General features: G+C 38.4%; 22 protein-coding genes and 2 tRNA genes. 1 reads left to right on the top strand and 23 read right to left on the bottom strand.

Going from position 1 to position 24,840, the window contains the following annotated elements; genetic code table 11:
• Positions 1-8: 8 nt before the first annotated feature.
• The 8 genes from KS419_RS04410 to KS419_RS04375 form a co-directional block, all read right to left on the bottom strand.
• Positions 9-686, bottom strand: a complete 678-nt coding sequence (locus KS419_RS04410; RefSeq protein ID WP_246593654.1) for an amino acid ABC transporter permease — start codon at positions 684-686, stop codon at positions 9-11.
• Positions 687-770: 84 nt separating this feature from the next.
• Complete coding sequence (locus KS419_RS04405) at positions 771-1,553, bottom strand: transporter substrate-binding domain-containing protein (protein ID WP_217064865.1); 783 nt, start codon at positions 1,551-1,553, stop codon at positions 771-773.
• 486 nt (positions 1,554-2,039) lie between these two features.
• Positions 2,040-2,627 (bottom strand): ribosome biogenesis GTP-binding protein YihA/YsxC, encoded by a 588-nt coding sequence (gene yihA / locus KS419_RS04400; protein ID WP_217064864.1) that lies wholly within the window; start codon positions 2,625-2,627, stop codon positions 2,040-2,042.
• Complete coding sequence (gene lon, locus KS419_RS04395; protein WP_217064863.1) at positions 2,614-4,947, bottom strand: endopeptidase La; 2,334 nt, start codon at positions 4,945-4,947, stop codon at positions 2,614-2,616. The genes yihA and lon overlap by 14 nt, the downstream gene beginning before the upstream one ends.
• Before the next feature lie 312 nt (positions 4,948-5,259).
• Entirely contained in the window at positions 5,260-6,942 is a 1,683-nt protein-coding gene (gene lonB, locus KS419_RS04390; protein WP_217064862.1) for an ATP-dependent protease LonB, read from the bottom strand.
• A 238-nt stretch (positions 6,943-7,180) separates the two neighbouring features.
• Positions 7,181-8,458 carry an ATP-dependent protease ATP-binding subunit ClpX gene (clpX, locus tag KS419_RS04385; protein WP_217064861.1) on the bottom strand — a complete coding sequence of 426 codons (1,278 nt, stop codon included), beginning with the start codon at positions 8,456-8,458 and terminating at the stop codon, positions 7,181-7,183.
• Positions 8,459-9,227: 769 nt separating this feature from the next.
• Positions 9,228-10,523: a trigger factor gene (tig, locus tag KS419_RS04380; protein ID WP_217064860.1), complete on the bottom strand. Its 1,296-nt coding sequence runs from the start codon at positions 10,521-10,523 to the stop codon at positions 9,228-9,230.
• Between the two features lie 110 nt (positions 10,524-10,633).
• Positions 10,634-11,692, bottom strand: coding sequence for a tetratricopeptide repeat protein (locus tag KS419_RS04375; RefSeq protein WP_217064859.1), 1,059 nt, complete (start codon positions 11,690-11,692; stop codon positions 10,634-10,636).
• 264 nt (positions 11,693-11,956) lie between these two features.
• On the opposite strand from KS419_RS04375, the gene KS419_RS04370 reads away from it, so the two are divergent.
• Positions 11,957-12,376 (top strand): hypothetical protein, encoded by a 420-nt coding sequence (locus KS419_RS04370; protein ID WP_217064858.1) that lies wholly within the window; start codon positions 11,957-11,959, stop codon positions 12,374-12,376.
• Between the two features lie 150 nt (positions 12,377-12,526).
• On the opposite strand, the gene KS419_RS04365 is transcribed toward KS419_RS04370, so the two are convergent.
• From KS419_RS04365 to sdhA, 15 genes are all read right to left on the bottom strand, one after another.
• Positions 12,527-12,603 (bottom strand) — tRNA-Arg (locus tag KS419_RS04365).
• 11 nt (positions 12,604-12,614) lie between these two features.
• Positions 12,615-12,688 (bottom strand) — tRNA-Gly (locus KS419_RS04360).
• 341 nt (positions 12,689-13,029) lie between these two features.
• Positions 13,030-13,524, bottom strand: coding sequence for a metallophosphoesterase (locus KS419_RS04355; RefSeq protein ID WP_246593653.1), 495 nt, complete (start codon positions 13,522-13,524; stop codon positions 13,030-13,032).
• Between the two features lie 81 nt (positions 13,525-13,605).
• Positions 13,606-14,199 (bottom strand): XTP/dITP diphosphatase, encoded by a 594-nt coding sequence (locus tag KS419_RS04350; RefSeq protein ID WP_217064916.1) that lies wholly within the window; start codon positions 14,197-14,199, stop codon positions 13,606-13,608.
• Positions 14,200-14,208: 9 nt separating this feature from the next.
• Complete coding sequence (gene rph / locus KS419_RS04345) at positions 14,209-15,009, bottom strand: ribonuclease PH (RefSeq protein ID WP_217064856.1); 801 nt, start codon at positions 15,007-15,009, stop codon at positions 14,209-14,211.
• A 214-nt stretch (positions 15,010-15,223) separates the two neighbouring features.
• Positions 15,224-16,357, bottom strand: coding sequence for a GerMN domain-containing protein (locus KS419_RS04340; RefSeq protein WP_217064855.1), 1,134 nt, complete (start codon positions 16,355-16,357; stop codon positions 15,224-15,226).
• 122 nt (positions 16,358-16,479) lie between these two features.
• Entirely contained in the window at positions 16,480-17,313 is an 834-nt protein-coding gene (racE, locus tag KS419_RS04335; protein ID WP_343215026.1) for a glutamate racemase, read from the bottom strand.
• A 20-nt stretch (positions 17,314-17,333) separates the two neighbouring features.
• Positions 17,334-17,807 carry a MarR family winged helix-turn-helix transcriptional regulator gene (locus tag KS419_RS04330; protein WP_217064854.1) on the bottom strand — a complete coding sequence of 158 codons (474 nt, stop codon included), beginning with the start codon at positions 17,805-17,807 and terminating at the stop codon, positions 17,334-17,336.
• Between the two features lie 175 nt (positions 17,808-17,982).
• Positions 17,983-19,698, bottom strand: a complete 1,716-nt coding sequence (ptsP, locus tag KS419_RS04325; protein WP_217064853.1) for a phosphoenolpyruvate--protein phosphotransferase — start codon at positions 19,696-19,698, stop codon at positions 17,983-17,985.
• On the bottom strand, positions 19,698-19,961 hold the full coding sequence (locus KS419_RS04320) for a phosphocarrier protein HPr (RefSeq protein WP_217064852.1): 264 nt from the start codon (positions 19,959-19,961) through the stop codon (positions 19,698-19,700). The genes ptsP and KS419_RS04320 overlap by 1 nt, the downstream gene beginning before the upstream one ends.
• A gap of 317 nt (positions 19,962-20,278) precedes the next feature.
• On the bottom strand, positions 20,279-21,130 hold the full coding sequence (locus KS419_RS04315) for a BglG family transcription antiterminator (protein ID WP_217064851.1): 852 nt from the start codon (positions 21,128-21,130) through the stop codon (positions 20,279-20,281).
• A gap of 148 nt (positions 21,131-21,278) precedes the next feature.
• The gene (locus KS419_RS04310; RefSeq protein WP_088076137.1) at positions 21,279-21,503 is read right to left on the bottom strand and encodes a helix-turn-helix domain-containing protein; all 225 of its coding nucleotides are present in this window, start codon (positions 21,501-21,503) and stop codon (positions 21,279-21,281) included.
• Positions 21,504-21,717: 214 nt separating this feature from the next.
• The gene (locus tag KS419_RS04305; RefSeq protein WP_217064850.1) at positions 21,718-22,191 is read right to left on the bottom strand and encodes an acyl-CoA thioesterase; all 474 of its coding nucleotides are present in this window, start codon (positions 22,189-22,191) and stop codon (positions 21,718-21,720) included.
• Between the two features lie 99 nt (positions 22,192-22,290).
• Positions 22,291-23,052, bottom strand: a complete 762-nt coding sequence (sdhB, locus tag KS419_RS04300) for a succinate dehydrogenase iron-sulfur subunit (RefSeq protein WP_217064849.1) — start codon at positions 23,050-23,052, stop codon at positions 22,291-22,293.
• On the bottom strand, positions 23,049-24,818 hold the full coding sequence (sdhA, locus tag KS419_RS04295) for a succinate dehydrogenase flavoprotein subunit (protein WP_217064848.1): 1,770 nt from the start codon (positions 24,816-24,818) through the stop codon (positions 23,049-23,051). Before sdhA ends, sdhB begins: the two co-directional genes overlap by 4 nt.
• Positions 24,819-24,840 lie beyond the last annotated feature (22 nt).

The following is a 24,840-nucleotide window of genomic DNA, read 5'->3' as shown; positions in this document are numbered from 1 at the left end:
TTAGACACCTACCTTTCACTCACTGACAAGCGATACTCGACCTTGTTTACAATCCACGTTAATATCATTACTAATAGTAAATAGTAGATTGCCACAATGATATATATTTCCATCGTATGAAAAGTGGCAGATACTTGTCCTTGGGCTGTTCGGAATAATTCCCCTGCGGAGACAAATGCTGCCAGTGATGAATCTTTTAGGGCAATAATAAATTGGTTTCCAAGTGGTGGTACGGCACGTCTCATTGCCTGGGGCATAATAATTCTTCGCATCGTCAACCCTGGTGTCATCCCCAATGATCTTCCCGCCTCCCGTTGTCCTTTATCGATAGATTGAATTGCTCCGCGAAAGATCTCTGCAATGTATGCGGAGTTGTGTATCGCTAGAGCAAGGGAAACAGCCCAAAAAGTAGACAACATGAAAATTCCAGAAAATCCAAAATAGAGAATAAAAATTTGAGCAATTAATGGTGTTCCGCGAATTAGAGTAATGTAAAAGTCAGCAATCCTTCTAGAAACTGGATTGGCAAGCTTAAATAACGCAACAATAATTCCTAGTACCATCCCTATCGCTACGGCTGTTACCGTAATCTGGATCGTTAACTGTGCACCTTTTAAAAATAACGGATATGTTCTAATTAACTCTGATAAGAATGTTTGGAAACTAAAAAGACCTCCGAGTATCAATCGCTTCACCTCACATAAGTGGGAAAAATGTGCACTAAAAAGTGCACATTTAGTCCTTCTTTAATCTTTTTTGCGTTTACTCTATTACTCTTCTCCTATATTTTCATCAAAGTACCTGGCGTTAATTTCTTCATATACTCCACTTTCTCTGATTGTTGCAAGGGCATCGTTAATAGCAGCTAGTAAATCCTCTTCATTTTGACGGATTGCAATGGCGATTCTTTCTGTGTCAATAAGTTCCCCAACCATTTCAATATCGAATCCCTGTTCTTCAATGTTAATAAGGCCAACGAGACGATCTGTTACGACAGCATCATGTCTCCCTTGTGCCAGTGCTTGAAGTGCAACAACATCAGAATCATAAGTGGCAATATTTGTTGTATGATCTTGTATCATCGTGTGATATGTAGTCCCTTCTGCTACAGCAACCTCAGTACTATCATCCACATCGTTTATACTTCCAATGCCACTGTCTCCGCGAACATATAGTTGTGCACCAGAGAAATAATATGGATCGGAAAAATCTACTGTTTCCATCCTTTCCTCTGTAATTCCCATACTACCGATAATTGCATCGTATCTGTTATCTTGAAGTCCGGGAATAATAGAGTTCCACGTAATTTGGTATGGTTCTCCTTCTAATCCCATTTCCTCTGCAATAGCCATTCCGATATCCACATCAAAACCGACCAACTCACCATCCTCATTAATATAGCTAAATGGTCGGTACTCACCAGATAAAGCGAAAACAAACTTTCCTTCCTCCAAAGTAATTCCATCTCCACCTGCATCATCATCCCCACAAGCTGCTAACAAAAGAACCATGAGCAACAAAATGGGTAAAAATGTTTTAAAAAGACGATTCATTTTACATTCCCCCTTTTTTTATATAAACTTTGAGATTTCAATCTCAAAAGTTCACAACACAACTACAGGAACTATTAAATTTCTAAACAAATCTATTTATTAAATTTAATTAATAGTTCAGAATTTTCTAAAAAGTAGTCCGTTGTTATCATAACAAAGCTTATTTTTCCATTTCAAACGAAAATAAACTTGTTCCACATGAATTGGGCAACGCTATGATGACTCCTATGTAATTACAATATAGATTCTTACAATATCTCTACCTTTCTAACAAATACTTGAAATAGGTAAACTTCGACATGAAATTCAACTGTTTATTCACAATACTGTCAAATTATCTATATGTCTTATAAGCTATTCTTTTTCATAGACAAAAAGAATTAAAAAAAACTTTAAAGGAGCAAAAGATCTCCTTTAAAGCTTTTATAGATGGTGATTTAGGAAATATGCAAGAACCAAGGTGACTTCAGTCATTGGATGTTGAGTTTAATGAAATAAAAGGGATTCCATTTCTTTCCATGCTTTTTCTTTTCCATACCCAGTTTCTGAAGAAAAAACAACGATCTTATCATTTGGTTCCATTTTTAGCTCTTCCTTAATAATTTTTATGTGCTTGTCGTATTTTCCCTTTGGTATTTTATCTGCTTTCGTTGCAATAATCAGGACAGGCAATTCATGATATTTCAACCATTCATACATCATCGTATCGTCCTCCGTCGGTTTGTGACGGATATCGATTAATTGAACAACTCCCTTTAATTGTTCCCGCTCCTGAAAGTACACTTCCATTACTTTACCCCAGGCCTCCCTCTCCGACTTGGAAACTTTAGCATAGCCATATCCAGGAACATCTACAAAATGAAACTGCTCATTAATAAAGTAGAAATTAAGTGTTTGTGTTTTCCCTGGTCTTTGGGAAGTTCTCGCCAAGTTTTTACGGGCAAGGACAGTGTTGATAAAGGAAGATTTCCCCACATTAGAACGCCCTGAAAGGGCCACTTCAGGGAAGGGACCCGCAGGAAACTGATTTGGTTTTGCCGCACTAATTATAATCTCTGCACTATTTATTTTCATTATTTTTCACCACTAACGCTTCCTTAAGTACTTCATCTAAGTGGGATACTGGGATAAAGGTAAGATCTTCCCTTACACTGGCAGGAATATCTTCTAAATCCTTCTCATTATCTTTCGGAATGATAATATGTGTTAACCCCGCGCGATGGGCACTCATTGATTTTTCCTTCAGTCCTCCAATTGGAAGAACTCGCCCCCTTAAGGTAATCTCTCCCGTCATCCCTACTTCTTTCCGAACTGGTTGACCCGTCAATGCGGATATTAAGGCTGTAGCCATCGTTATCCCAGCGGAAGGACCATCCTTTGGAACGGCTCCTTCAGGTACATGGACATGAATATCATTTTTCTCATGAAAACTAGGGTCAATTGATAGTTCTTCGGATTTTGACCGGATATAACTGAATGCAGCTTGTGCAGATTCTTTCATGACATCCCCTAATTTACCAGTTAATATTAGCTTCCCTTTTCCTGGGGAAAGGGAAACCTCTATGGTCAGCGTATCACCACCAGCAGTTGTGTAAGCGAGACCTGTTGCTGCACCTACTTGATCCTCTGCCTCTGCTTTACCATAACGGAATCTTGTCTTTCCTAATAACTCTTCGATCGTTTTCTCCGTAACAATGACACGCTTTTTTTCTTCGGATACAATGATTTTTGCAGCCTTTCTGCAAATGGTAGCCATTTGGCGTTCGAGGTTCCGAACTCCTGCTTCTCTGGTATAATACCTGACTACTTTAAGGATTGCATCATCTTTGACTTGTAGTTTCCCTTTCGTAAGGCCATGTTCCTTCACCTGTTTTGGAAGGAGATATTCTTTCGCAATTTGTAACTTCTCCACTTCTGTATAACCGGCAATATGGATGACTTCCATACGGTCCATTAATGGAGGGGGAATTGCCCCAATATTATTTGCTGTTGTAACAAACATCACCTTCGAAAGATCATATGGTTCTTCTATGAAATGATCACTGAAGCTGTTATTTTGTTCTGGATCTAGTACTTCTAACATGGCAGAGGAAGGATCACCACGGAAATCACTCGCCATTTTATCTATCTCGTCCAATAAAAAGACGGGGTTAACAGTACCTGCTTTTTTCATTCCCTGAATTACCCGCCCTGGCATTGCTCCCACATATGTTCGCCGGTGACCGCGGATCTCCGCTTCATCGCGAACTCCTCCAAGGGACATCCGTACAAAGTTTCTCCCTAAGGAGCGGGATATGGATCTGGCCAAGGAAGTCTTCCCAACTCCCGGAGGTCCTGCTAAGCAGAGAATCGGTCCTTTTAACTCTTTCGTTAATTGTTGGACAGCTAAGTATTCCAATACCCGTTCTTTCACTTTTTCCAGTCCATAGTGATCTTCATCCAATATTTTTTGGGATCTATGGATATCAAGTAGATCAACCGTCTCTTTTTTCCATGGGACTTGAATTAACCAGTCCACATAATTACGAATGACAGAGCTTTCTGCTGATGTCGCAGGCATCTTTTCATATCGCGCCAGTTCTTTCAAACACTTCTCTTCTACCGATTCAGGCATATCTGCTGCTGCAATTTTTTTTCGTAACTCCTCAATTTCCCCTTCTTTACCTTCCTTATCGCCCAATTCCTTTTGAATAGCCTTCATTTGTTCACGAAGGTAGTATTCTTTTTGAGTCTTTTCCATTGATTTTTTGACCCTTTGACCAATTTTCTTTTCCAGACCTAATACTTCTTTTTCATTACTTAAAATTTGCAACACTTTCGTCAGACGGTCTTCTAAAGAAATGGTTTCAAGAACCTCTTGTTTCTGGATAATCTTCAATGGTAAATGGGACGAAATAATATCTGCTAACCGTCCAGGTTCAATGATATCTGATACAGATGCAAAAGTTTCGTGGGAGATTTTTTTTGATATATGAATATATTGTTCAAATTGGTCTAAGACATTACGCATAAGTGCCTGTTCTTCAACAGATGCTTCCTGCCGTTCTTCAAGAAGTTCTACTTCCACTTCAAAAAACTCATCCTTGTCTTCAAAGGACTTAATCTTTCCACGTTGTAAACCTTCTACTAAAACACGAATCGTACCATTTGGAAGCTTTAACATTTGATTGACCTTCGCTAAAGTTCCAACTGAGTAAATATCAGATTCTCCTGGTTCATCAATGGATATTTCCTTTTGTGTAGCAAGAAAGATCTCATGTTCCTCTACCATTGCACGTTCTAGTGCTTGGACTGACTTATCTCGCCCCACATCCAGATGGAGTACCATCGTTGGATAGACAAGTAATCCTCTTAGTGGCAGTAAAGGGAGTTTTCGTTGAGTATTTTCACTCATATGTATACACCTCCACCTTTCCCTAACCAGTATAATTTAATAAAATTGCCTTTGCCCAAATTCCTTGCACAAGGTTTAATGAAACCGCACATAACTACATACGTTTCAGTCACATTCTCGTAAAAACCTTGACCCGCTTAAGTCTTTTCAATTTTATCCTATTGTACCAACTTTGTCTAACAATGGACAGAAAAGGGGAAACCGTCATTATTTAGACAATAAGTGTAATATTGCGGAAGTCGATTAGAATGACAAGATGAACTTATCGTCTAAAAATGGGTTTACCCTCAAGGGAAAAGGGTCTAACATGTATTAGACCCCTGATTGCCCTAGAGCAAATGAAGATACTGCAGGTAAAGTTCCCTGCTCTGCTTCCTCAAACTTCGCTTCATTTACTAAAGCTAATTTAAGAACCTCATCAAGAGTTTCCACTGCGTGAATCCTTACCCCTTCATATTCATGGAGAATGGATTGCAAATTTCCTTTAGGGATGATAACATCTGTTGCTCCTGCTTGCTTTGCCGCTTCTACTTTTGCCACGACTCCTCCGATAGGTTTTACGTGCCCATGGATACCTAGCTCACCAGTCATGGCTACAGAATGGGATACAGGTAGCTTGTGTATGGCAGAATAGATGGCTGTGGCGATGGATATACCAGCAGATGGTCCGTCAACTGGAATTCCCCCAGGAAAGTTCACGTGGATTTCAAAATCAAACGTTTCCTCCCCCATATTCCTTAAAACAGTTAATACATTTTCCACAGATCCTTTCGCCATACTTTTTCTTTTTACTTGTTTCATTTGATTTCCTGTACTTTCTTCTTCCGCAATTCCGGTTATATTTATGGTACCCTTTCCCTTGTTTTCAATAACAGTTACTTCTATATCTAAGATTGCACCCATATTTGGACCATATACTCCTAAACCGTTTACAAAACCGATCTTATCTTCCTTATGAATTTGCTTTTCCGGTCTTGGTGCCCGTTGACTAGAATGGATAACCCACTCCACGTCTCGTACTGAAATATGATCTCTGCCTTCACCGGTAGCCATTCCCGCAGCAATCTGGATGATATTAACAGCCTCCCTCCCATTGGAAGCATATCTTGCAGTAAGATCATATACTCCATCATCCACAACAATTCCTATTTTTTCTACCGCTTTTTTAGCCACTATTTGTATCTCTGATGGGGTTAAAGGTCTAAAATAAACTTCCATACAACGGGAACGAATTGCTGGAGGTATCTCTTCTGGTGACCTTGTGGTTGCACTGATTAATCGGAAATCTGCCGGAAGACCATTTTTAAAAATATCATGAATATGCTCTGGGATTTGAGTATTCTCTTCGCTGTAATAGGCACTTTCTAAAAATACTTTCCGGTCTTCTAATACTTTTAATAACTTATTTAATTGTATAGAATGAAGCTCTCCTATTTCATCAATAAACAAAATTCCACCATGTGCTTTCGTTACTGCACCATGTTTTGGCTGGGGTATACCTGCCTGCCCCATGGCCCCTGCACCTTGATAGATTGGATCATGAACAGAACCAATGAGTGGATCTGCGATACCCCTTTCATCAAATCTTGCCGTCGCTCCATCTAATTCCACAAATACAGAGTTCTGTTTAAACGGGGAGGAAGGATTCCTTTTCCCTTCTTCTAATACTAACCTCGCTGCTGCCGTTTTCCCTACTCCTGGAGGTCCATAAATAATGACATGCTGTGGATTAGGTCCACAAAGTGCTGCTTGTAAGGAACGAATCCCATCTTTTTGACCAACGATATCGTCAAAGGATTTCGGTCTGATTTTTTCAGAAAGAGGTTCACTTAATCGTATCGCCCTCATGCGTCTCAATTGTTCCAATTCTTTTTTGGATTCTTTATCCACAGACACCTTTTGAGTCCGTTGGCTTCTTAACATGTTCCAAAAATAAAGTCCGATGACAATTCCAAAAAAGAGTTGAATAATAAAGGCAACCCCTGTTAAATTCATCGTAACGCCCTCCTATCCAAATATCGATTGTGCTGATTAGTATTTCCTTAACAAAGATGGATAATCTTAAAACATCAAGAGGGAAGAATTTACATGCTTTGTGTAGCATTGGAAATAAATGATTTATTAGAAAAGCGCTGGAGCTAGAAAAAGAAAAGCGCAAGTGCCGAATCTTATATATTCTTATCATTCAAAAAAACCTCCGGAAAATATCCGGAGGTTGATAAAATAAAATCATTTATGCACTTTCTTTGGAATCCCTTTGTTCATCATCAGAAACTACTGTGCCATCTGCAGATTCCAATACGGGACGTTTTTGATCCTTAACTGTTTCACCAGTGATTTTACATTTAGCAATATCTTCTCTGGATGGTAACTCATACATGACGTCTAACATAATACTTTCAATTATAGACCTAAGGCCACGTGCTCCTGTTTTACGCTCAATCGCCTGTTTAGCAACCTCACGGAGGGCTTCATCGGAAAATTCCAATTCCACTTCATCCAATTCAAGAAGTTTTTGATATTGTTTTACTAAAGCATTTTTTGGTTTTGTCAGTATTTCCACTAAAGCTTCTTCGTCCAAAGGTTCCAAACTTGAAATAACCGGTAATCGGCCAATGAATTCTGGAATTAAGCCATACCTTAGTAAATCCTCTGGAAGAATTTTTGATAAATATTGACCTTCCTTTAAATCCTCTGCTGCTGTTTCGGAACCAAATCCAATAACCTTTTTACCGAGTCGCCGTTTGATAATCTGTTCAATCCCATCGAAAGCACCACCACAGACAAATAAAACGTTTGTTGTGTCAATTTGAATAAATTCCTGATGTGGATGCTTACGCCCCCCTTGGGGTGGAACACTTGCAGTTGTACCCTCAAGAATTTTTAACAATGCTTGTTGAACACCTTCACCGGAAACATCCCGAGTGATGGATGGATTCTCTGATTTACGGGCAACTTTATCAATTTCATCAATGTAGATAATACCACGCTCTGCCTTTTCCACATCGTAATCAGCAGCTTGAATTAATTTCAAGAGAATGTTTTCCACATCTTCCCCAACATAACCAGCCTCTGTTAACGACGTTGCGTCCGCAATAGCAAAAGGAACATTGAGAATACGTGCTAAAGTTTGCGCTAGTAATGTTTTACCACTACCCGTTGGTCCAATTAAACAAATATTACTTTTTGCAAGTTCCACTTCGTCGTTCTTCTTCGTGGAATTTACACGTTTATAATGATTGTAAACTGCTACAGATAAAGTTTTCTTTGCCTGATCCTGACCGATAACATAGTCATTTAGAATCTCACGAATTTCTTGTGGTTTTGGAATATCTTCCATCTCCACTTCTTCTTCGCCACCAAGTTCCTCTTCCACGATTTCCGTACATAATTCAATACATTCATCACATATATAGACGCCTGGACCGGCAACTAATTTTCTTACCTGATCCTGTGTTTTACCACAAAAGGAACATTTTAACTGTCCTTTTTCTTCATTAAATTTAAACATTTCGTTCACCCCTTACACAATGATTTAAACAGAACAACTTACATTCTAATATAAATTGAATTTACATGAAGTTTTATCGTATGTTTACATTGTACGTTGCAATAAGCTATTTTACTCAATAATCGTTTTCAATAGAAGTGGCTATTAACGAATTTTTCAATCGATAATCCCCCTCTTAGTTGAATTGTACCACAAATAATTAAATTACCTGAAATAGAAACGCTTACGATTAAGTTGCATTATTCTGGAAAAATTCCCAGTTACCCCGTCAAGTTATGTTACATCAGAATATCTTATCATAAGAACTCTGTCAATCAGAAAGCATCGAGACGTAACGTATAGCCTATGAACACGAGCGTAGGGCAGTGCCTCTTCCTCTACAAGCATCGCTCTGAAGAGTATCCGTCGAGGCAACTCGAAGCATATTCGCGAAGTAAACGCTCGTTGGACAGCGAATTCGAAGAAGTAGCTAGAAGTCCGCTCTTTGACTTCGGTTGTCACTTCCGAAGTGCCCCGTAGCAAGTAGGCGGTGGAGCTAGACAACTTGCCCGAAGGTGCCAAAACTTATACATTCTTACCTTTTGTAAAAGACATTTATTGTATGGTATAAAAATAATCGTTGTTTTATAACCATACGCACAATTTTTTTAACATTTTCCTATGTAAAAGAATTGTCGTTCATTTTTCGGTGAGATAAATAATTTTCACAGAAAAATTATTATGTATAAGGCAAGGCATGTGAACATGCCTTGCCTTTTATCTTTTGGGATTACTTCACCGTTTTTGCTTCTGCAACCAATAAATCAATTGCTTTACGTACTTTTAAGTCGTTCTTTAGCGTATCTACGCCACCTTGCATTGTAAGAATTTGTCTAATTTCATCAGAAGAACGTTGATATGTTTCTGCCATTTGATCAATTTCTTTATCCGCTTCTTCATCAGTAACTTCCAAGTTTTCTGCTTCTGCAATTGCCTCTAAAGTAAGGTTAACTCGAACCCGTTTCTCTGCATCATCATGGAATTGAGCTTTCATTCCCTCTTCATCTGTTTGTGAGAATTGATAGTACATATCGAGGGACATACCTTGTGATTGAAGACGTTGCCCAAATTCTTGTAACATACGGTCAGTTTCTGATTCAACCATTGCACTTGGTACATCGATTTCAGCATTTTCTGCCGCTTTTTCTACTAAAGTGTCACGTAAACTTGTATCCGCTTCTTGTTCTTTACCTGTTTGAATTTTTTGTCGGATATCTTCTTTCAAAGCTTCTAGTGACTCCACTTCTTCGTTAACATCTTTAGCGAATTCATCATCTAAATCAGGAAGATTTTTCCGTTTAATATCATGAATTTTCACTTTAAATAGAGCTGGTTTACCTGCAAGTTCTTCGGAATGATATTCCGCAGGAAATTCCACATTCACTTCCAAATCTTCACCAGTTTTAACTCCTACTAACTGGTCTTCAAAACCTGGAATAAATTGACCAGATCCAATTTCAAGGGAATAATTCTCTGCTTTTCCGCCTTCAAACGCTTCCCCTTCTACAAAACCTTCGAAATCCATAACTACCGTATCACCAGTTTCCACTTGACCGTCTTCCACAGCAACAAGTTCTGCATGGCGTTCCTGCATCTGCTTTAATTCTGCATCCACATCTTCGTCTGTAACCTTTGTATCTTTCTCTTCCACCTCTAAGCCTTTGTAATCCCCCAGTTTAACTTCTGGTTTCACAGTTACAGTAGCCTTAAAAATCAAGTTCTTTCCTTTTTCCATTTGGTCAATATCAATGTCAGGACGATCCACTGGCTCAATACCAGACTCTTGAATAGCTTCTGAGTAAGCTTGCGGTAATAAAATATCTAATGCATCTTGGTACAGGGATTCCACACCGAAACGTTGTTCAAACATCGGACGAGGAATTTTCCCTTTACGGAATCCTGGAACGTTAACCTTTTTTACAACTTTCTTAAACGCTTCATCTAATGCATTATCCACACGTTCTTTATCAACTTCTACCGTAAGAACGCCGGAATTACCTTCTTGTTTTTCCCATTTTGCACTCATGTATACTTTCCCTCCAACACTTAAAAAATAATTCTTTTATTATCTGCTATTTTTTGCAACCCTTACATTATAACACACGACGGTTTCTTTTCAATTATTTCTATCAATCATTATGTATAGTCTTCCTGAATCATAAACAAGTGGGATTCTATCTCCTTCATATGTTTGACTGCAAGATTCACCTGTTCTGTGGAGACACCATATCTTGCAGGCAAGTCACGTTCCTCCATGTCATCATCGTCCATTAAGAGAACCCCCATAATATGGAGTGCTGCAGCCCAGACAGAAGCATCTAATGGTTCCGGCGATTTAGGATATAGAGCAAATAAATAATGCCACCATATTTGCTGCACCATTTCGAATAACGATGGACTTTCTTGGCCAAGTTCTCCCTCTAGTTGGTTCACGACACTTGATCCAAACCTTTCATGGAAAACATCTTCTAAGTTGTCAATCTCTACATTAAAAGTCTTACCAAATTTATGTACTTCAAACGATCCCTTTACATCTAATTCCTTTAATATTTGTAATAAATAGCTTTTTAGTACTGGATTGTTCTCTTTTCCCTTTAAAAAATCTTCATATGCTCTCTGCACTTCATCTGTATTAATTTGCTTTAACTTTTGAATCGCTCCCCACTGTTGATCAGGCTTTCCCCTCTCTAACAAGCGGATCCACTCTTCTTTTTTTGCGAGAATTTCAATATTACTTTCTTCGATATCCTCATCAAGTTCTTCCATGGGTTGTGAAGAAGTCATCTGTCTTGCAAACTCTAACAATTGATAAAAGGATTCCGCCATCTTTGGAGGGAGTTTTTCCTCCGAAATAACCGTCTCAAGAATAGTTTCCACTTCCTGATAATCGCCAAGTTGAACGAGTAAGGAAACATATACTTGTAATACCTCATAATATTGCCCAATTCCCTCATGTAGCATTGACTCACAATGTTTTTTCGCTTCATCTAAACGGTTAAGTTCAATATTCGTAATTACAAGGCCGTATCGAGCCTGAGGTTGTGTACTTTCCAACTCAATGGATTGCTGAAAGTATCCTAGTGCCTCATAGTACTTTTTTTCCTTTAGTGAGGACATACCTTTTTCCACAAGCCGATCCACCAAACCTGGGAAAAGGATCACATTGTCATCATTGCCGTCCATTTGATTTCCCATATGGTATTAACCACCTCCTTTTATGCTGAATTATTAGCGCGGTTTCCTAACGTATTTTCTATGTTCTATTAAACATATCTTCCTTTCAGTTTATCAATACCAATAATGAAAAACAAATAGAATATTCCTAACTTGTTTATACATTAGCCCAGATTTCAAAGATTTGGTTTATTTTTTTATTTATGTATTATGTGAAGCATAAATTGTTAATGATTAATAATAGTTACATGACATTGATCTAGTTTATGGAAGGAATGTTGTTTTGTGCTACAGTTCTTTTTGTTTCTACTATTAATTACTAGTATGATCTATTTAAGTATAATCAATAAGCAGCTTCCTTCACCAAGTTTAACCACTGTCAGGAACCAAGAACGTGAGTTGCTTTCTGATGAGGAAAAAATAATTTACGATTATTTTACAAGTCAAGGATATTATGTAAGTTGTCGGGTTGCCTGTGGTATTCAAACTATTCCACTGGCACTAGTTCCATTTCGAATAGCTATTCTCCCTAAAAAAGATGGAAAAGCACCCGGTCTTCTGGTGAAATGTTACTATAAACTAAGGGGATGGAAGGTATATTTCCTAGCTGTTTCTGATGGGGAAAAAATGGATTTGGACAATTTAAAGTTAGCTTTAAAGGAAGCAAGATTACAATATGGAAACGGTATTGGAAAAGTACAATAAGCTAACATAGTGAAACGAATCTCTAGAGGAAAAGTGGCATGGAGTATTTTAGTTGTTATTGTGATTCGTTGCTGGAGCTAGACAATGATAAAAAACTTATACTTGCCCTCAAAAAAACCCTCAATAATTGAGGGTTTAATTTATATGTAATGGCGTCCCAGGAGAGATTCGAACTCCCGACCGACGGCTTAGAAGGCCGTTGCTCTATCCAGCTGAGCTACTGGGACTTAAAAATAAATGGAGCGGGTGATGAGAATCGAACTCACATCATCAGCTTGGAAGGCTGAGGTTTTACCACTAAACTACACCCGCTTAATATATATCACTTTTATTGTCATCTTACTTTATTCCTGTTCTCGTCCACTCGCCTTGACATGTCTCTTCCTCTGCTAGCATCGCTTTGAAGTGTATCCGTCGAGACAACTCGCAGTATTCCAGAGATGTTTTGCTCGTGGCTGAGGTTTTACCACTAAACTACACCCGCTTAATATATATCACTTTTATTGTCATCTTACTTTATTCCTGTTCTCGTCCACTCGCCTTAATACACTTGCTTGGCGCAGTTTTTGTCACCTTTTTTTGCTCATTTTCATGGGGACTGTTTATCAGCGACATATATTAATATAATACAATCCCCAATCCAATGTCAACATTTATTTAAAAAAAGTTTTACTTAGTTCCTGTTGTTTTTCACCAGCAAGAGAATAAAAAGTAACATCAATTTTATTTTCATCATCTTCAAGTATCACATACGTCCCCACAGAAACTCTCCTAGGGAGGCGCATACTGCCTGGGTTGACAATGATGGTTCTTTTCTCCTGCAAAGCGATTGGCACATGTGTATGACCAAAGCAGACTACATTGGCCCCTGTTTCTTCTGCCTTATAAATTAGATTCATCTCTGTCATTTTAACATTTAGCAGATGACCATGAGTCACATAGAATCGGACACCTTTCACATCTTTCACTACTTCTTCAGGAAAACCATTTCCAAAGTCACAATTTCCCCTTACTAATATAATATTCTTCAATTCAAGTGAATGATAATCTAACTCAGAATCTCCACAATGTATGATCACATCCACTTCATTTTCATAGCGTTTAACGAGTTGTTGGACCTCCGTTGTCCAACCATGACTATCACTCATTATTAATGCCTTCAAAGCCATCGCCCCACATTCGTCTTAAAAGAAGTCACAAACATAATAGCAAATTTGTACCTTTCTATTTCAACCCAAATCATCCCACTTTTCAGCCAATTCCATTAGTGCATTTGCCCGGTGACTAATTTTATTTTTCTCTTTTTTTTCCAATTCCGCCATTGTTTTTTCAATAGAAGGCACGTAAAATACAGGGTCATACCCGAAACCATGACTTCCATGAATTTCTCTTGCGATTACCCCTTCACAAGTACCCCTTATAGTCTGAGTACCTTTACCAGGAATATAGACAGCTAAAACACAAACAAACCGTGCAGTCCGATTAGGATCTGGAACTTCCTGAAGTTCCTTCAGTAACTTCATATTATTAGCTTTGTCATCCTTGTCTGGACCTGCGTACCGTGCAGAATAAATACCTGGTTTTCCATTAAGGGCGTCAACCTCTAAACCGGAATCATCGGCAATAACTGCCTCCCCTATCATTTTACCTACTGTCTCTGCTTTTTTTATGGCATTCTCTTCAAATGTTTTCCCATCTTCCACCACATTGATGGATTTCTCAATATCTAATAGGGAATTAACATGGATCCCTTTTTCCTCAAAGAAGGCAGCAAACTCTGCCACCTTCCCCTTATTTTTAGTTGCTATAAAAACACGATCTATCTTCATATACTATTTCTCCTTCGATTCAGATACCTCACTACTTGTTGGAGGAGTTACCAAGTTCTCAATAGGTGTTTCCAATTTTTCTGCAATTAGACCTAAGACTTCTTTCTGCTTTAAAAATAATTCCCGGATTCCTTTCTCACCTAGTTTCAGCATTTCATTGAGTTGCTGAAAGGAAAAAGTTGCCTCTTCCCCTGTTCCTTGTAGTTCAACAAATTCTCCATCGCCTGTCATAATAATATTCATATCTACATTTGCTTTCGAGTCCTCCACATAGTCCAAATCAAGAATGGATCCCACTTTTTCATCCATGCCAACTGAAACCGCTGCTAAATACTTCTTAACCGGAAACTTTGAAATTGATTTTTGTTCCATCAGTTTATGAAATGCCATAGTCATAGCTACAAAGGCTCCCGTTACAGATGCCGTTCTAGTTCCCCCGTCCGCTTGGATGACATCACAATCAATCCATACTGTCCGTTCACCAATTGTATTTAAATCCACTACGGATCGAAGTGCTCTCCCAATTAGACGCTGTATTTCCATCGTCCGTCCAGAAAGTTTCCCTTTTGAGGATTCCCGTATATTCCGTTGTTCTGTTGCCCTTGGCAACATGGAATACTCCGCTGTAATCCAGCCTTTTCCCTGCCCTCTCATAAAAGGGGGCACCCGATCTTCAATACTTGCGGAACAGATGACTTTTGTATCACCAAAAGATATCAATACAGAACCTTCAGGGTGTTTTATGTAGTTTGGTATAAGTTCTACTGGTCTCATTTCATTTACTGCTCTTCCGTCATGTCTCATACTACCACTCCTTATGGATAAAAAATCTATTATTGACTGCTAATTAATGATTGCATTTCCGTTAAAATAACTAGTAGTTAACTAATCAAGCCTATATACGTTTGGAATTTATAATTCCTTCTTTTTCGCCTTTGTCAACAGGAAAAAAGAGGTAGCCTTTTCGCTACCTCTTTAATAATAATTGTTTATAAAACGAATTTCAAATGACAGAAAATTAATATTCCCCAGTGTTGACCATACTTGGTCTAGATACAGGCTCCGTAATTGTTTCTCCTGTACTTACTAGTACTGTTCCTTCCGATTCAACCTGTAACGATACATTTTGGACATCTGACTGCTCTGTTAAAGAAAGTACTAACATGTTTAATACATCTTGAGAAACTGCAGTGCCGTCTAACTGACTTAGAATTGCCTCATTAAAATTCAATGTTAACGTACCATTTGCCGATAACACAGGAGTATCAATTAACTCAACTTCTTGTCTGAAGTCGGAAAATAATTGTGTCATCATCATATCTGGACCTTTTAACAGTTCACTCACCACGGCCTCATACATATCTTGAGATTCAGAAACCCTACGTGTTACAGGTACATAATATGTCTGTTCATCCGTTTGTGATAAAAAGTATACTACAATTGATTTTGTTCCAACCGGATCTGCCATATCATTCATTTCCAAGTTTATTCCATGAGCTCGAGTATACCCGGAAGAAATTGGCGTGCCGTTTTGTGGCATCATTTCCAATTCCTCACCATTCATCATTAATTTAACACGATCCACACCATCGAGTTGCGTTAATGTCCAAGTTAATGCTTGAAGTACTTGTAATTCTTGATTCGGATGATATTCCGCAAAGTTCTCAGATAGATCAATGGTAGCTATTCCCCCTGACACAGTGGAATTTAACACTTCTGTACCAGCTGGTAACACGGCTTGAAAACCGTTAGGTAACATTTCTGTTACTGGTCCACCTTGGACTAAATATTCTACTGTTAGTGCCAATTCATCTTCACCACGGGGGATATTCAAGCTTTGAGGAGCAACCAGACCATTTCGATCCATTAAATATAACTCTCTCATAACAGATTCCGCAACCGTTCCACCCTTTTCTTCCATTGCACCATCAGCTTCTCCATCATTATCCATATCTTCTGTATGGCTGATGACTCCATCGTTTCCAGTGTTTTCGTTACCAGTTACTTCAAGATCTTCCCCTTCTTCAATATAGTCTATTTGTGGCGGATCCACCTCGGTTAATACTTCATCCACCGGATCGGACCCACAAGCAGTTAGTGTAATGGCTGCAGCAACAAGCCACCACCCTGATTTTAAATTTAGGCGACGCATCTCATTCCCTCCTTGACAGTTTGTACTATCATATATACGAGCCTTGGATAAATTTAGACCAAGAGATTTAAGTAATAAAAAAGCCAGAGTGTCGAATGATAGCGACTACCCTGGCATTTCGTTTAGTTATAAAATTTTTTCTTACTAATTCTTTGGCCTTGGAGATTAATCCTTTTCACATCAATATCCTTAATGGATAACCAATCTCTTGCAATTTGCTGGAACATATCCTGTGAACCTGTTGAGTAAAAAATATGTGATGGGTCAGGACGCTCACCAGTATAAAGTAAGTTGGCGTGATACAAGAGAGCACTGACTTCCCTCGCGGTCTCATCTCCAGAACAGATTATTTCCACACTCTCCCCTGCTATCTTTTGAATTACAGGGGCTAGAAGAGGATAATGAGTACATCCTAATATTAAACTGTCTATGGACGTTTTTAAGATTGGTTCAAGAGATTGTTTTATAATTGCCTCTGCTTCCGATCCAGAAAACATTCCCCTCTCCACTAGGGGAACAAGCTGAGGACACGCTAAACTTTCCACTTTCACATCGGTATTAATCATGGTTAATTCTCGATAATATGCACCACTATTTATCGTGCCTTCCGTCCCAATTACACCAACATGATCACTCTTCGTTGCCTTTAACGCTGCAATTGTACCTGGATGTATAACCCCAATGACAGGAATCGATAATTTTTCTTTTGCCTCTTCCAGAACAACAGCAGTTGCAGTATTACATGCAATAACAAGCATTTTAATTTCATGTAATAGAAGATAATCAATCATTTCCCAAGTGAATTTTCGGACTTCCATTTCTGGACGAGGTCCGTACGGACATCGGGCAGTGTCTCCAATATAGATGATTTCTTCTTTTGGCAGTTGTCGAATTAATTCAGAAACGACGGTAAGTCCGCCAACTCCTGAATCAATTACCCCTATTGGTCTCTCCACAAAAATACTTCCTTTTCCTTTTAGAATGATTTCCAGGTTTTCGCATCTCGCTTCATTTCATCATTTAAAAAACTCAAACTCTTATCAAGGAAATCTACATTTTCTTTAGAGAAGTTCTCCAATATCCCCTGTAAATAAACTTGACGTTGATGAATCACTTCTTGAATTATCGTTGCCCCTTTATCTAATAGGTGAATTCGAACAACTCGACGGTCATTTGAATCTTTAACTCTTTCCACCAACTCATTTTTTTCCATACGATCCACTAAATCCGTTGTCGTACTGCAGGCTAGATACATTTTCGATGATAATTCACCAATCGTCATATCACCATATTCATGTAACCATTGAAGTGCCACGAACTGCGGAGGGGTTATGGGAAATTCGTTCAATATCTCTCTCCCTTTTTGTTTAACGATGTCCGCGATCATTCGTAAAGATTTTTCTATTTGTGCAACTTGGTCAATTTGTACTACATTTTTTTTCTCAGCCATAAGTTTACCCTCCTTTCGTTAATCGAAACACTTGTTAATCCTATTTTCCTTGTTTTTGTCCATAATTTCAAGTATCAATAAAATTCAAGTTAAGAAAAGTGCATGCGCATTGTCTCGCAATTCTTAAAAAAGAAAACTCCAGTCGAAATAAACTGGAGTTTCATAAATAAACGTCTTAAAAGAATTTACTACGCACTAACTCTTTTACTTCGTCAGCTGTATTCTTGTTTAATGATTCCATTGCTACAATTTCTGCTTCCTGTTTTGTAATCGATGCGAGCTGACTTCTTGCAGGAAGGACTGAAGTTGCACTCATACTAAATTCATCTAGACCTAACCCCAATAATAAAGGAATGGCTATTTCATCACCAGCCATTTCTCCACACATTCCTGTCCATTTACCTTCTTGATGGGATGCATCAATAACCATTTTTACTAATCTCAGAATCGCAGGGTTATATGGCTGATATAAATAAGATACTTTTTCATTCATTCTATCAGCTGCCATTGTGTATTGAATCAAATCATTTGTCCCAATACTGAAAAAATCAACTTCTTTTGCAAATTGTGGTGCCATTACTGCAGTAGAAGGTATTTCTACCATGATTCCAATTTCCATCTCACGGTTTACCTTAACTCCATTTTTTTCAAGAGTTTGTCGTTCTTCTTCAAGAATTTGTTTCCCTTGGCGAAACTCTTCTAATGTGGCAATCATCGGGAACATTATTTTCAAATTACCGAAAGCACTTGCACGTAATAACGCGCGCAATTGTGTCCGGAACATCTCTTGCTTTTCTAAACAGAGGCGAATGGCACGGAATCCTAAAAATGGATTCATTTCCTTCGGTAAGTCCAGGTAGGGAAGTTCTTTATCGCCACCGATATCTAATGTTCTAATAACAACTGGCTTTCCTTCCATCGATTCCACAACTTTTTTATACGCCTCAAATTGTTCTTCTTCCGTAGGAAGTTCATTTCTACCCATATAAAGGAATTCTGTCCGATAAAGTCCAACACCCTCTGCACCGTTATTGTGTACCCCTTCAATATCATTTGGAGTACCAATATTGGCAGCTAATTCCACATGGTGTCCGTCCTTAGTTAATGTTTTTTCATTAACCAATTTAGCCCAAACCATTTTTTGTTCTTCATATTCTACTTGCTTCCGTCGATATTGCTCTAACTCCTGGTCTGTTGGAGAAATAATTACATTGCCTTCTATTCCATCAACTATGATAAGGTCATTTTGCTTAGCTTCTTCTGTTATCGTCTTTGTTCCGACTACTGCAGGGATCTCCAATGATCTGGCCATAATGGCGGAGTGAGAAGTTCTCCCTCCTATGTCCGTCACAAAGCCCTTGACATAGTCCTTATTTAACTGAGCTGTATCTGATGGAGTTAAGTCTTCCCCTACGATAATAACCTCTTCATTAATTTCAGTTAAAGAAACGACAGATTTACCTAGAACGTGTGCTAACACTCTCTGTGAGACATCACGAATATCAGAAGCACGCTCTTTCATATACTCATTTTCCATACCCTCAAAGATAGCAATAAATTGATCTGCCACTTCCCTCAAAGCATAGGCAGCATTCACCTTTTCAGAATTCACTTTTTGGCGAATGGTATCTACTAATTCCGGATCACTCAAGACAAGCAGATGAGCAGAAAATATTTCTGCATGCTCCTCACCAATTTCCTTAAGTGTTCTCTCTTTAATCACTTCTAGTTCTTTTTTTGAAGTTTCCAAAGCATTATTAAATTTATTTATTTCAGCGTCCACATTATCGATGACCATTCTCTCTACTGTTAAATCCGGATTTTCTAAGCGAAAACCTTTCGCTATCGCAATTCCAGCAGAAGCACCGATTCCTGTTAATTTTTTTGACATTATTCAGCTAGTCCTGCCTTCATTACTTCATCAATTCCCTGTAGTGCTACATCTGCATCCGGACCTTCTGCTTTAATAGTAACTTCTGAACCTTGTGCAATTCCTAATGACATTACACCCATAATCGATTTTAAATTTACAGATTTACCACTATGTTCAAGAGTAATCTCAGATTCATATTGTCCTGCTTTATTAACAAGTTGTGTCGCTGGACGTGCATGAATTCCTGTGTCTGCTGTAATTTTGTACGTTTTCTCTGCCATTTTAAAACACTCCTTCAATTTTTTTTAGTTTTTGATGATAGAAAAAAACTATTCTGCTTTTTGGTAAATAAGAAATGCGTTGGAGCTAGACATAAATAAGTAAACTTATACTCTTGTCTTTTAAAGAAAGACATACTCCCACTTTTAGTATTACCCAATTTCTTGTCCCTTCACGCTTAAACTTAAAAGACAAGTTAGGTAAATAAAAAAAGCATGAGTAAAGGTTGAATTTGATAACAGAAAGAATTTAAATCCTCTCTCTTCAAATACACCTCTTTACTCATGCCTGATCGTATCAGTTACACGTAATTGGGGTACTATTCTTTTAAAAGACGTTGAAGATGAATTGAAATATATATAATCTCCACATCTGAGATTCTTTGCTGAATCGCTTTTTCCATCATCTTTACTATGTTTCGAGCAATATTATAGCATGAAGGATTATCCTCCTTCAATATTTTTATTACTTTTTCTTCAACATCTAACTCATCTGTCATACTTCGTTCAAACATTTCTTTAATGTGTTGTGCGAAACGTTTGAATGGAATACTATCTTTATTTAAATCTTTACCTGTCTTTTCCTCCACATATGATATTACCCTTAAAACGATATCTGTTCTATCATGGGGAAGGTTAGCATTCCCGTGGATAGCGCTTTGAATATGCAATGCTATAAAACCGATTTCTGCAGTTGGAAGTTCAATTCCTGTCTTTTGATGTAAAAAAGAAACAACTTCTTCGGCAACGTGAAAGGATTCTTGATAGAGTAACTTCGTCTCCCATAAAAAGGGATTATGTATGTCTGTTTTTTGTTTAGTTCGTTCTAATGCTAGAACAAGATGTTGAGCTAAGGCAAAGTGAATCCGTTCATCAAGGTCAATCCCAATTAAACTCCGTATTTTCTCCATAACTTCATGTATAATTAACAGATGTTCGCTTTTCTTTTCCTTCAAGAGCCGTTTGTATTTCTCCTGTTCCTCATGATTCACTAGCGAAAAGACCTTGTCATAAGCAAGATCTGTTAGTTTATCTCCTTTTTTCTTTCCAAATCCAATTCCTTTTCCAATAAAAATAACTTCTTGTCCTAGAATCGATTCTGCAATGATGACATTATTATTTAAAGCTTTTACAAACGTATATGTTTCTTTCACGGCATTTCCTTCTCCCATTCATCTTCCACTTCATCATAGCGATTCCTACCACATCTAGTCAATATAAGGTTTACTAAAAAACCAAAAAAAAACCTGAGAACAGAGTCCCAAGTTATCCATTAGTGTTTGTTAGTAAAACCGGCTCCAAAAATGGAGCCGATTACCATCAAATTTTCAGTTCCCCTAATCGAACCAATTCGATGACCGCTTGAGAGCGCCCCTTTACTCCCAGCTTTTGCATCGTATTCGAAATATGATTACGAACCGTTTTTTCACTGATAAAAAGCTGTGCTGCGATTTCTTTCGTCGTTTTGTCTTGAACGAGTAGTTCAAAAACTTCTCGTTCTCGCTTCGTTAAAAGCGGCTTAGGACGGAACTCGTGTTCTTTCAATAGATTCACCCTTTCTTGCATGGGCTGCTTCATCTTATAATGCATTAGCATGTATTTAGTCATCATTATCTTATGTAGCAATGAGAAAGCCCGTGACATCGAAAGGCATGGTAAGAGAGGATTTTTACGTCTTTTTAGTTGAAAATAGTAGATAAACTTAAATAAACTTTGAATAAAAGAGATATTTCACTTGTCTTTCAACCATTTTTTTATCTCACTGCATTTTCTCCTGAATAAACAACCCTTTTTTCAATTTATTTATTGCCTCATCACTCCAAGGAGAGGATTTCCCTGTCATCCGATTTACTTGAACGATTCTCCCTCTTCCAACTAGGCAAGTTTCTCCATTTTCATTATTTACCATATAGTGTAATTCAAGAGACGATCTCCCAATATGGGTCACCTTTATATAAACATCCAGTTTATCATCAAAATAGATCTGTCTTAGAAAATCACATTGTAAATCGGCGGTCACTGGAATATGTTCTCCTTTTCCGGAAACCCATTCTTGCATTAACCCACTTTCTTTAAAAAAATTGGTCCTGCTATTTTCAAAATAAATGAAAGCAACGGTATTATTTAAGTGCCCAAAGGCATCTGTTTCCGAGAATCTGACTGTAACTGGGTAACTTACTCGGAATTCCTTCTTCCAACTTTCAAAATCATCTATGTAAGTAGGTAAGGCCATAAAAATCCTCCTCCGAATTAAATGAATGAATATTCATTCGTTTTAAGATGTGAAGAAAGGGATTGCCCAAAGGTATCACTACCTTTGAGCATTCCCATATTATACTTGGTCACTTCCAAAGAAGTTCTTAAATGCCTGCAATGTTGTATCTCGATTTAATGCTGCAATGGAGGTGGTTAGTGGAATCCCCTTTGGACAGGCTTGAACACAGTTTTGAGAGTTACCACAATTCGTTAAGCCCCCATCTCCATCCATAATAGTTTCTAGTCTCTCAGCCTTATGCATTTCCCCTGTTGGATGCGCATTAAAAAGGCGAACTTGAGATAAGGCAGCTGGTCCGATGAATTCAGACTTACTGTTTACATTCGGACATGCTTGTAAACAAACACCACAGGTCATACATTTGGACAATTCATAAGCCCATTGACGCTTCGGTTCAGGCATACGGGGACCTGGTCCTAAATCATATGTTCCATCAATCGGAATCCAAGCTTTAACCCGTTTTAACGAATCGAACATACGTCTTCTGTCAACAACTAGGTCGCGAACAACTGGGAAAGTATTCATAGGTTCCAATCGAATAGGTTGTTCTAATTGATCAATCAGAGCTGAACAGGCTTGACGAGGCTTCCCATTAATAACCATAGAGCAAGCTCCACAGACCTCTTCCAAACAACTCGCTTCCCACGAAACAGCAGTAGTTTCATTGCCATTTGCATCCACTGGGTTTCTGCGTATCTCCATCAAAGCTGATATAACATTCATATTTTCACGGTAAGGAATCTTAAACGTTTCAAATTGAGATTTTCCGCCTTGTTCTGTTTGCCGTTTTATCTCAAGAGTTATGGTTTTCTCACTCATGCCTTTTCACCTGCCTTCTTTTTAGAAGTGTAGTCACGCTTCCTTGGTTTGATTAAAGAAACATCCACATCTTCATATTCAAAATCAGGTCCATTCGTATCTCCATTGTATTTCGCTTTTGTTGTCTTTAACCATTCATCGTCGTTTCGTTCAGGGAATTCTGGCTTATAATGAGCTCCACGGCTTTCATTTCGGTTATAAGCACCAAGAGTAATTACTCTTGCCAAGTCAATCATCCCGCCTAACTGCCTGATGAATGCAGCACTTTGATTACTCCATTTAGAAGTATCATCAATGTTAATCTGCTTATAACGTTCCAAAAGCTCTTGAAGTTTTTCATCTGTTTTTAGAAGTCTTGCATTGTCACGAACCACGGTTACATTATCCGTCATCCAAGAACCAAGTTCTTGGTGAAGTTTAAATGCATTTTCTGTACCATTCATTTGTAGGATGGAATCAAACTCTTCTTGATCTTGTTTTACTTGATTATCAAATACTTGAGAAGAAACATCTTCTGCTGTTTTATCAAGGCCTTGAATATACTCAATAGCCTTCGGTCCGGCAACCATGCCTCCATAGATGGCAGAAAGAAGAGAGTTAGCTCCTAAACGGTTTGCTCCGTGTTGAGAATAGTCACACTCTCCTGCAGCAAATAATCCTGGAATGTTTGTTTGCTGCTCAAAATCCACCCATAATCCACCCATAGAATAGTGTACTGCTGGGAATATTTTCATTGGTACTTTTCTAGGGTCATCACCCATGAATTTTTCATAGATTTCCATAATACCGCCAAGCTTTATATCCAGCTCTTTTGGATCTTTATGAGAAAGGTCTAAATACACCATGTTTTCCCCATTAATTCCAAGCTTTAAGTCAACACAGACGTGGAAGATTTCTCTTGTAGCAATGTCACGGGGTACAAGGTTCCCATACGCAGGGTATTTTTCCTCAAGGAAGTACCACGGCTTTCCGTCTTTATATGTCCAAACTCGTCCACCTTCCCCACGGGCAGATTCACTCATTAATCGAAGTTTATCATCACCAGGGATAGCCGTAGGATGAATTTGAATGAACTCTCCATTTGCATAATAAGCGCCTTGTTTATACACTGCAGCAGCTGCATACCCAGTATTAATCATGGAGTTTGTAGATTTACCAAATATTATTCCCGGGCCGCCAGTAGCCATAATTACAGCGTCAGCTTTAAAAGCCTCAATTTCAGAGGTATTTAAGTCCTGAGCTGTAATCCCTCTACAGGCCCCTTCGTCATCTAAAATGGCATGGAGAAATTCCCAACCTTCATACTTTTTCACCAAACCTGCCACTTCGTGTCGACGTACTTGTTCATCTAGTGCATATAATAATTGCTGACCAGTTGTTGCACCTGCGAAAGCTGTACGGTGATGTTGCGTTCCTCCAAATCGGCGTAGTGCCAAGATTCCTTCACCAGTACGATTAAACATTACTCCCATACGATCCATTAAGTGAATGATTCCAGGTGCTGCATCACACATGGCTTTAACAGGGGGTTGGTTCGCTAAGAAATCTCCACCGTAAACAGAATCATCAAAGTGTTCCCAAGTGGAGTCCCCTTCTCCCATTGTATTCATTGCACCATTTATTCCACCCTGTGCACAAACAGAGTGAGATCGTTTTACAGGAACGACTGAAAATAAATCAACGGCAACGCCTGCTTCAGCTGCTTTAATTGTCGCCATCAACCCAGCTAAACCGCCGCCAACAACGATAATTTTACCTTTGCTCATTTAAAACACTCCTTCTCTTTGG

The organism is Evansella tamaricis (genome assembly GCF_019042215.1).
GTDB lineage: Bacteria > Bacillota > Bacilli > Bacillales > Salisediminibacteriaceae > Evansella > Evansella tamaricis.
The sequence above is the reverse complement of the archived record's forward strand: the minus strand, read 5'-3'. Positions and strand labels throughout refer to the sequence as shown.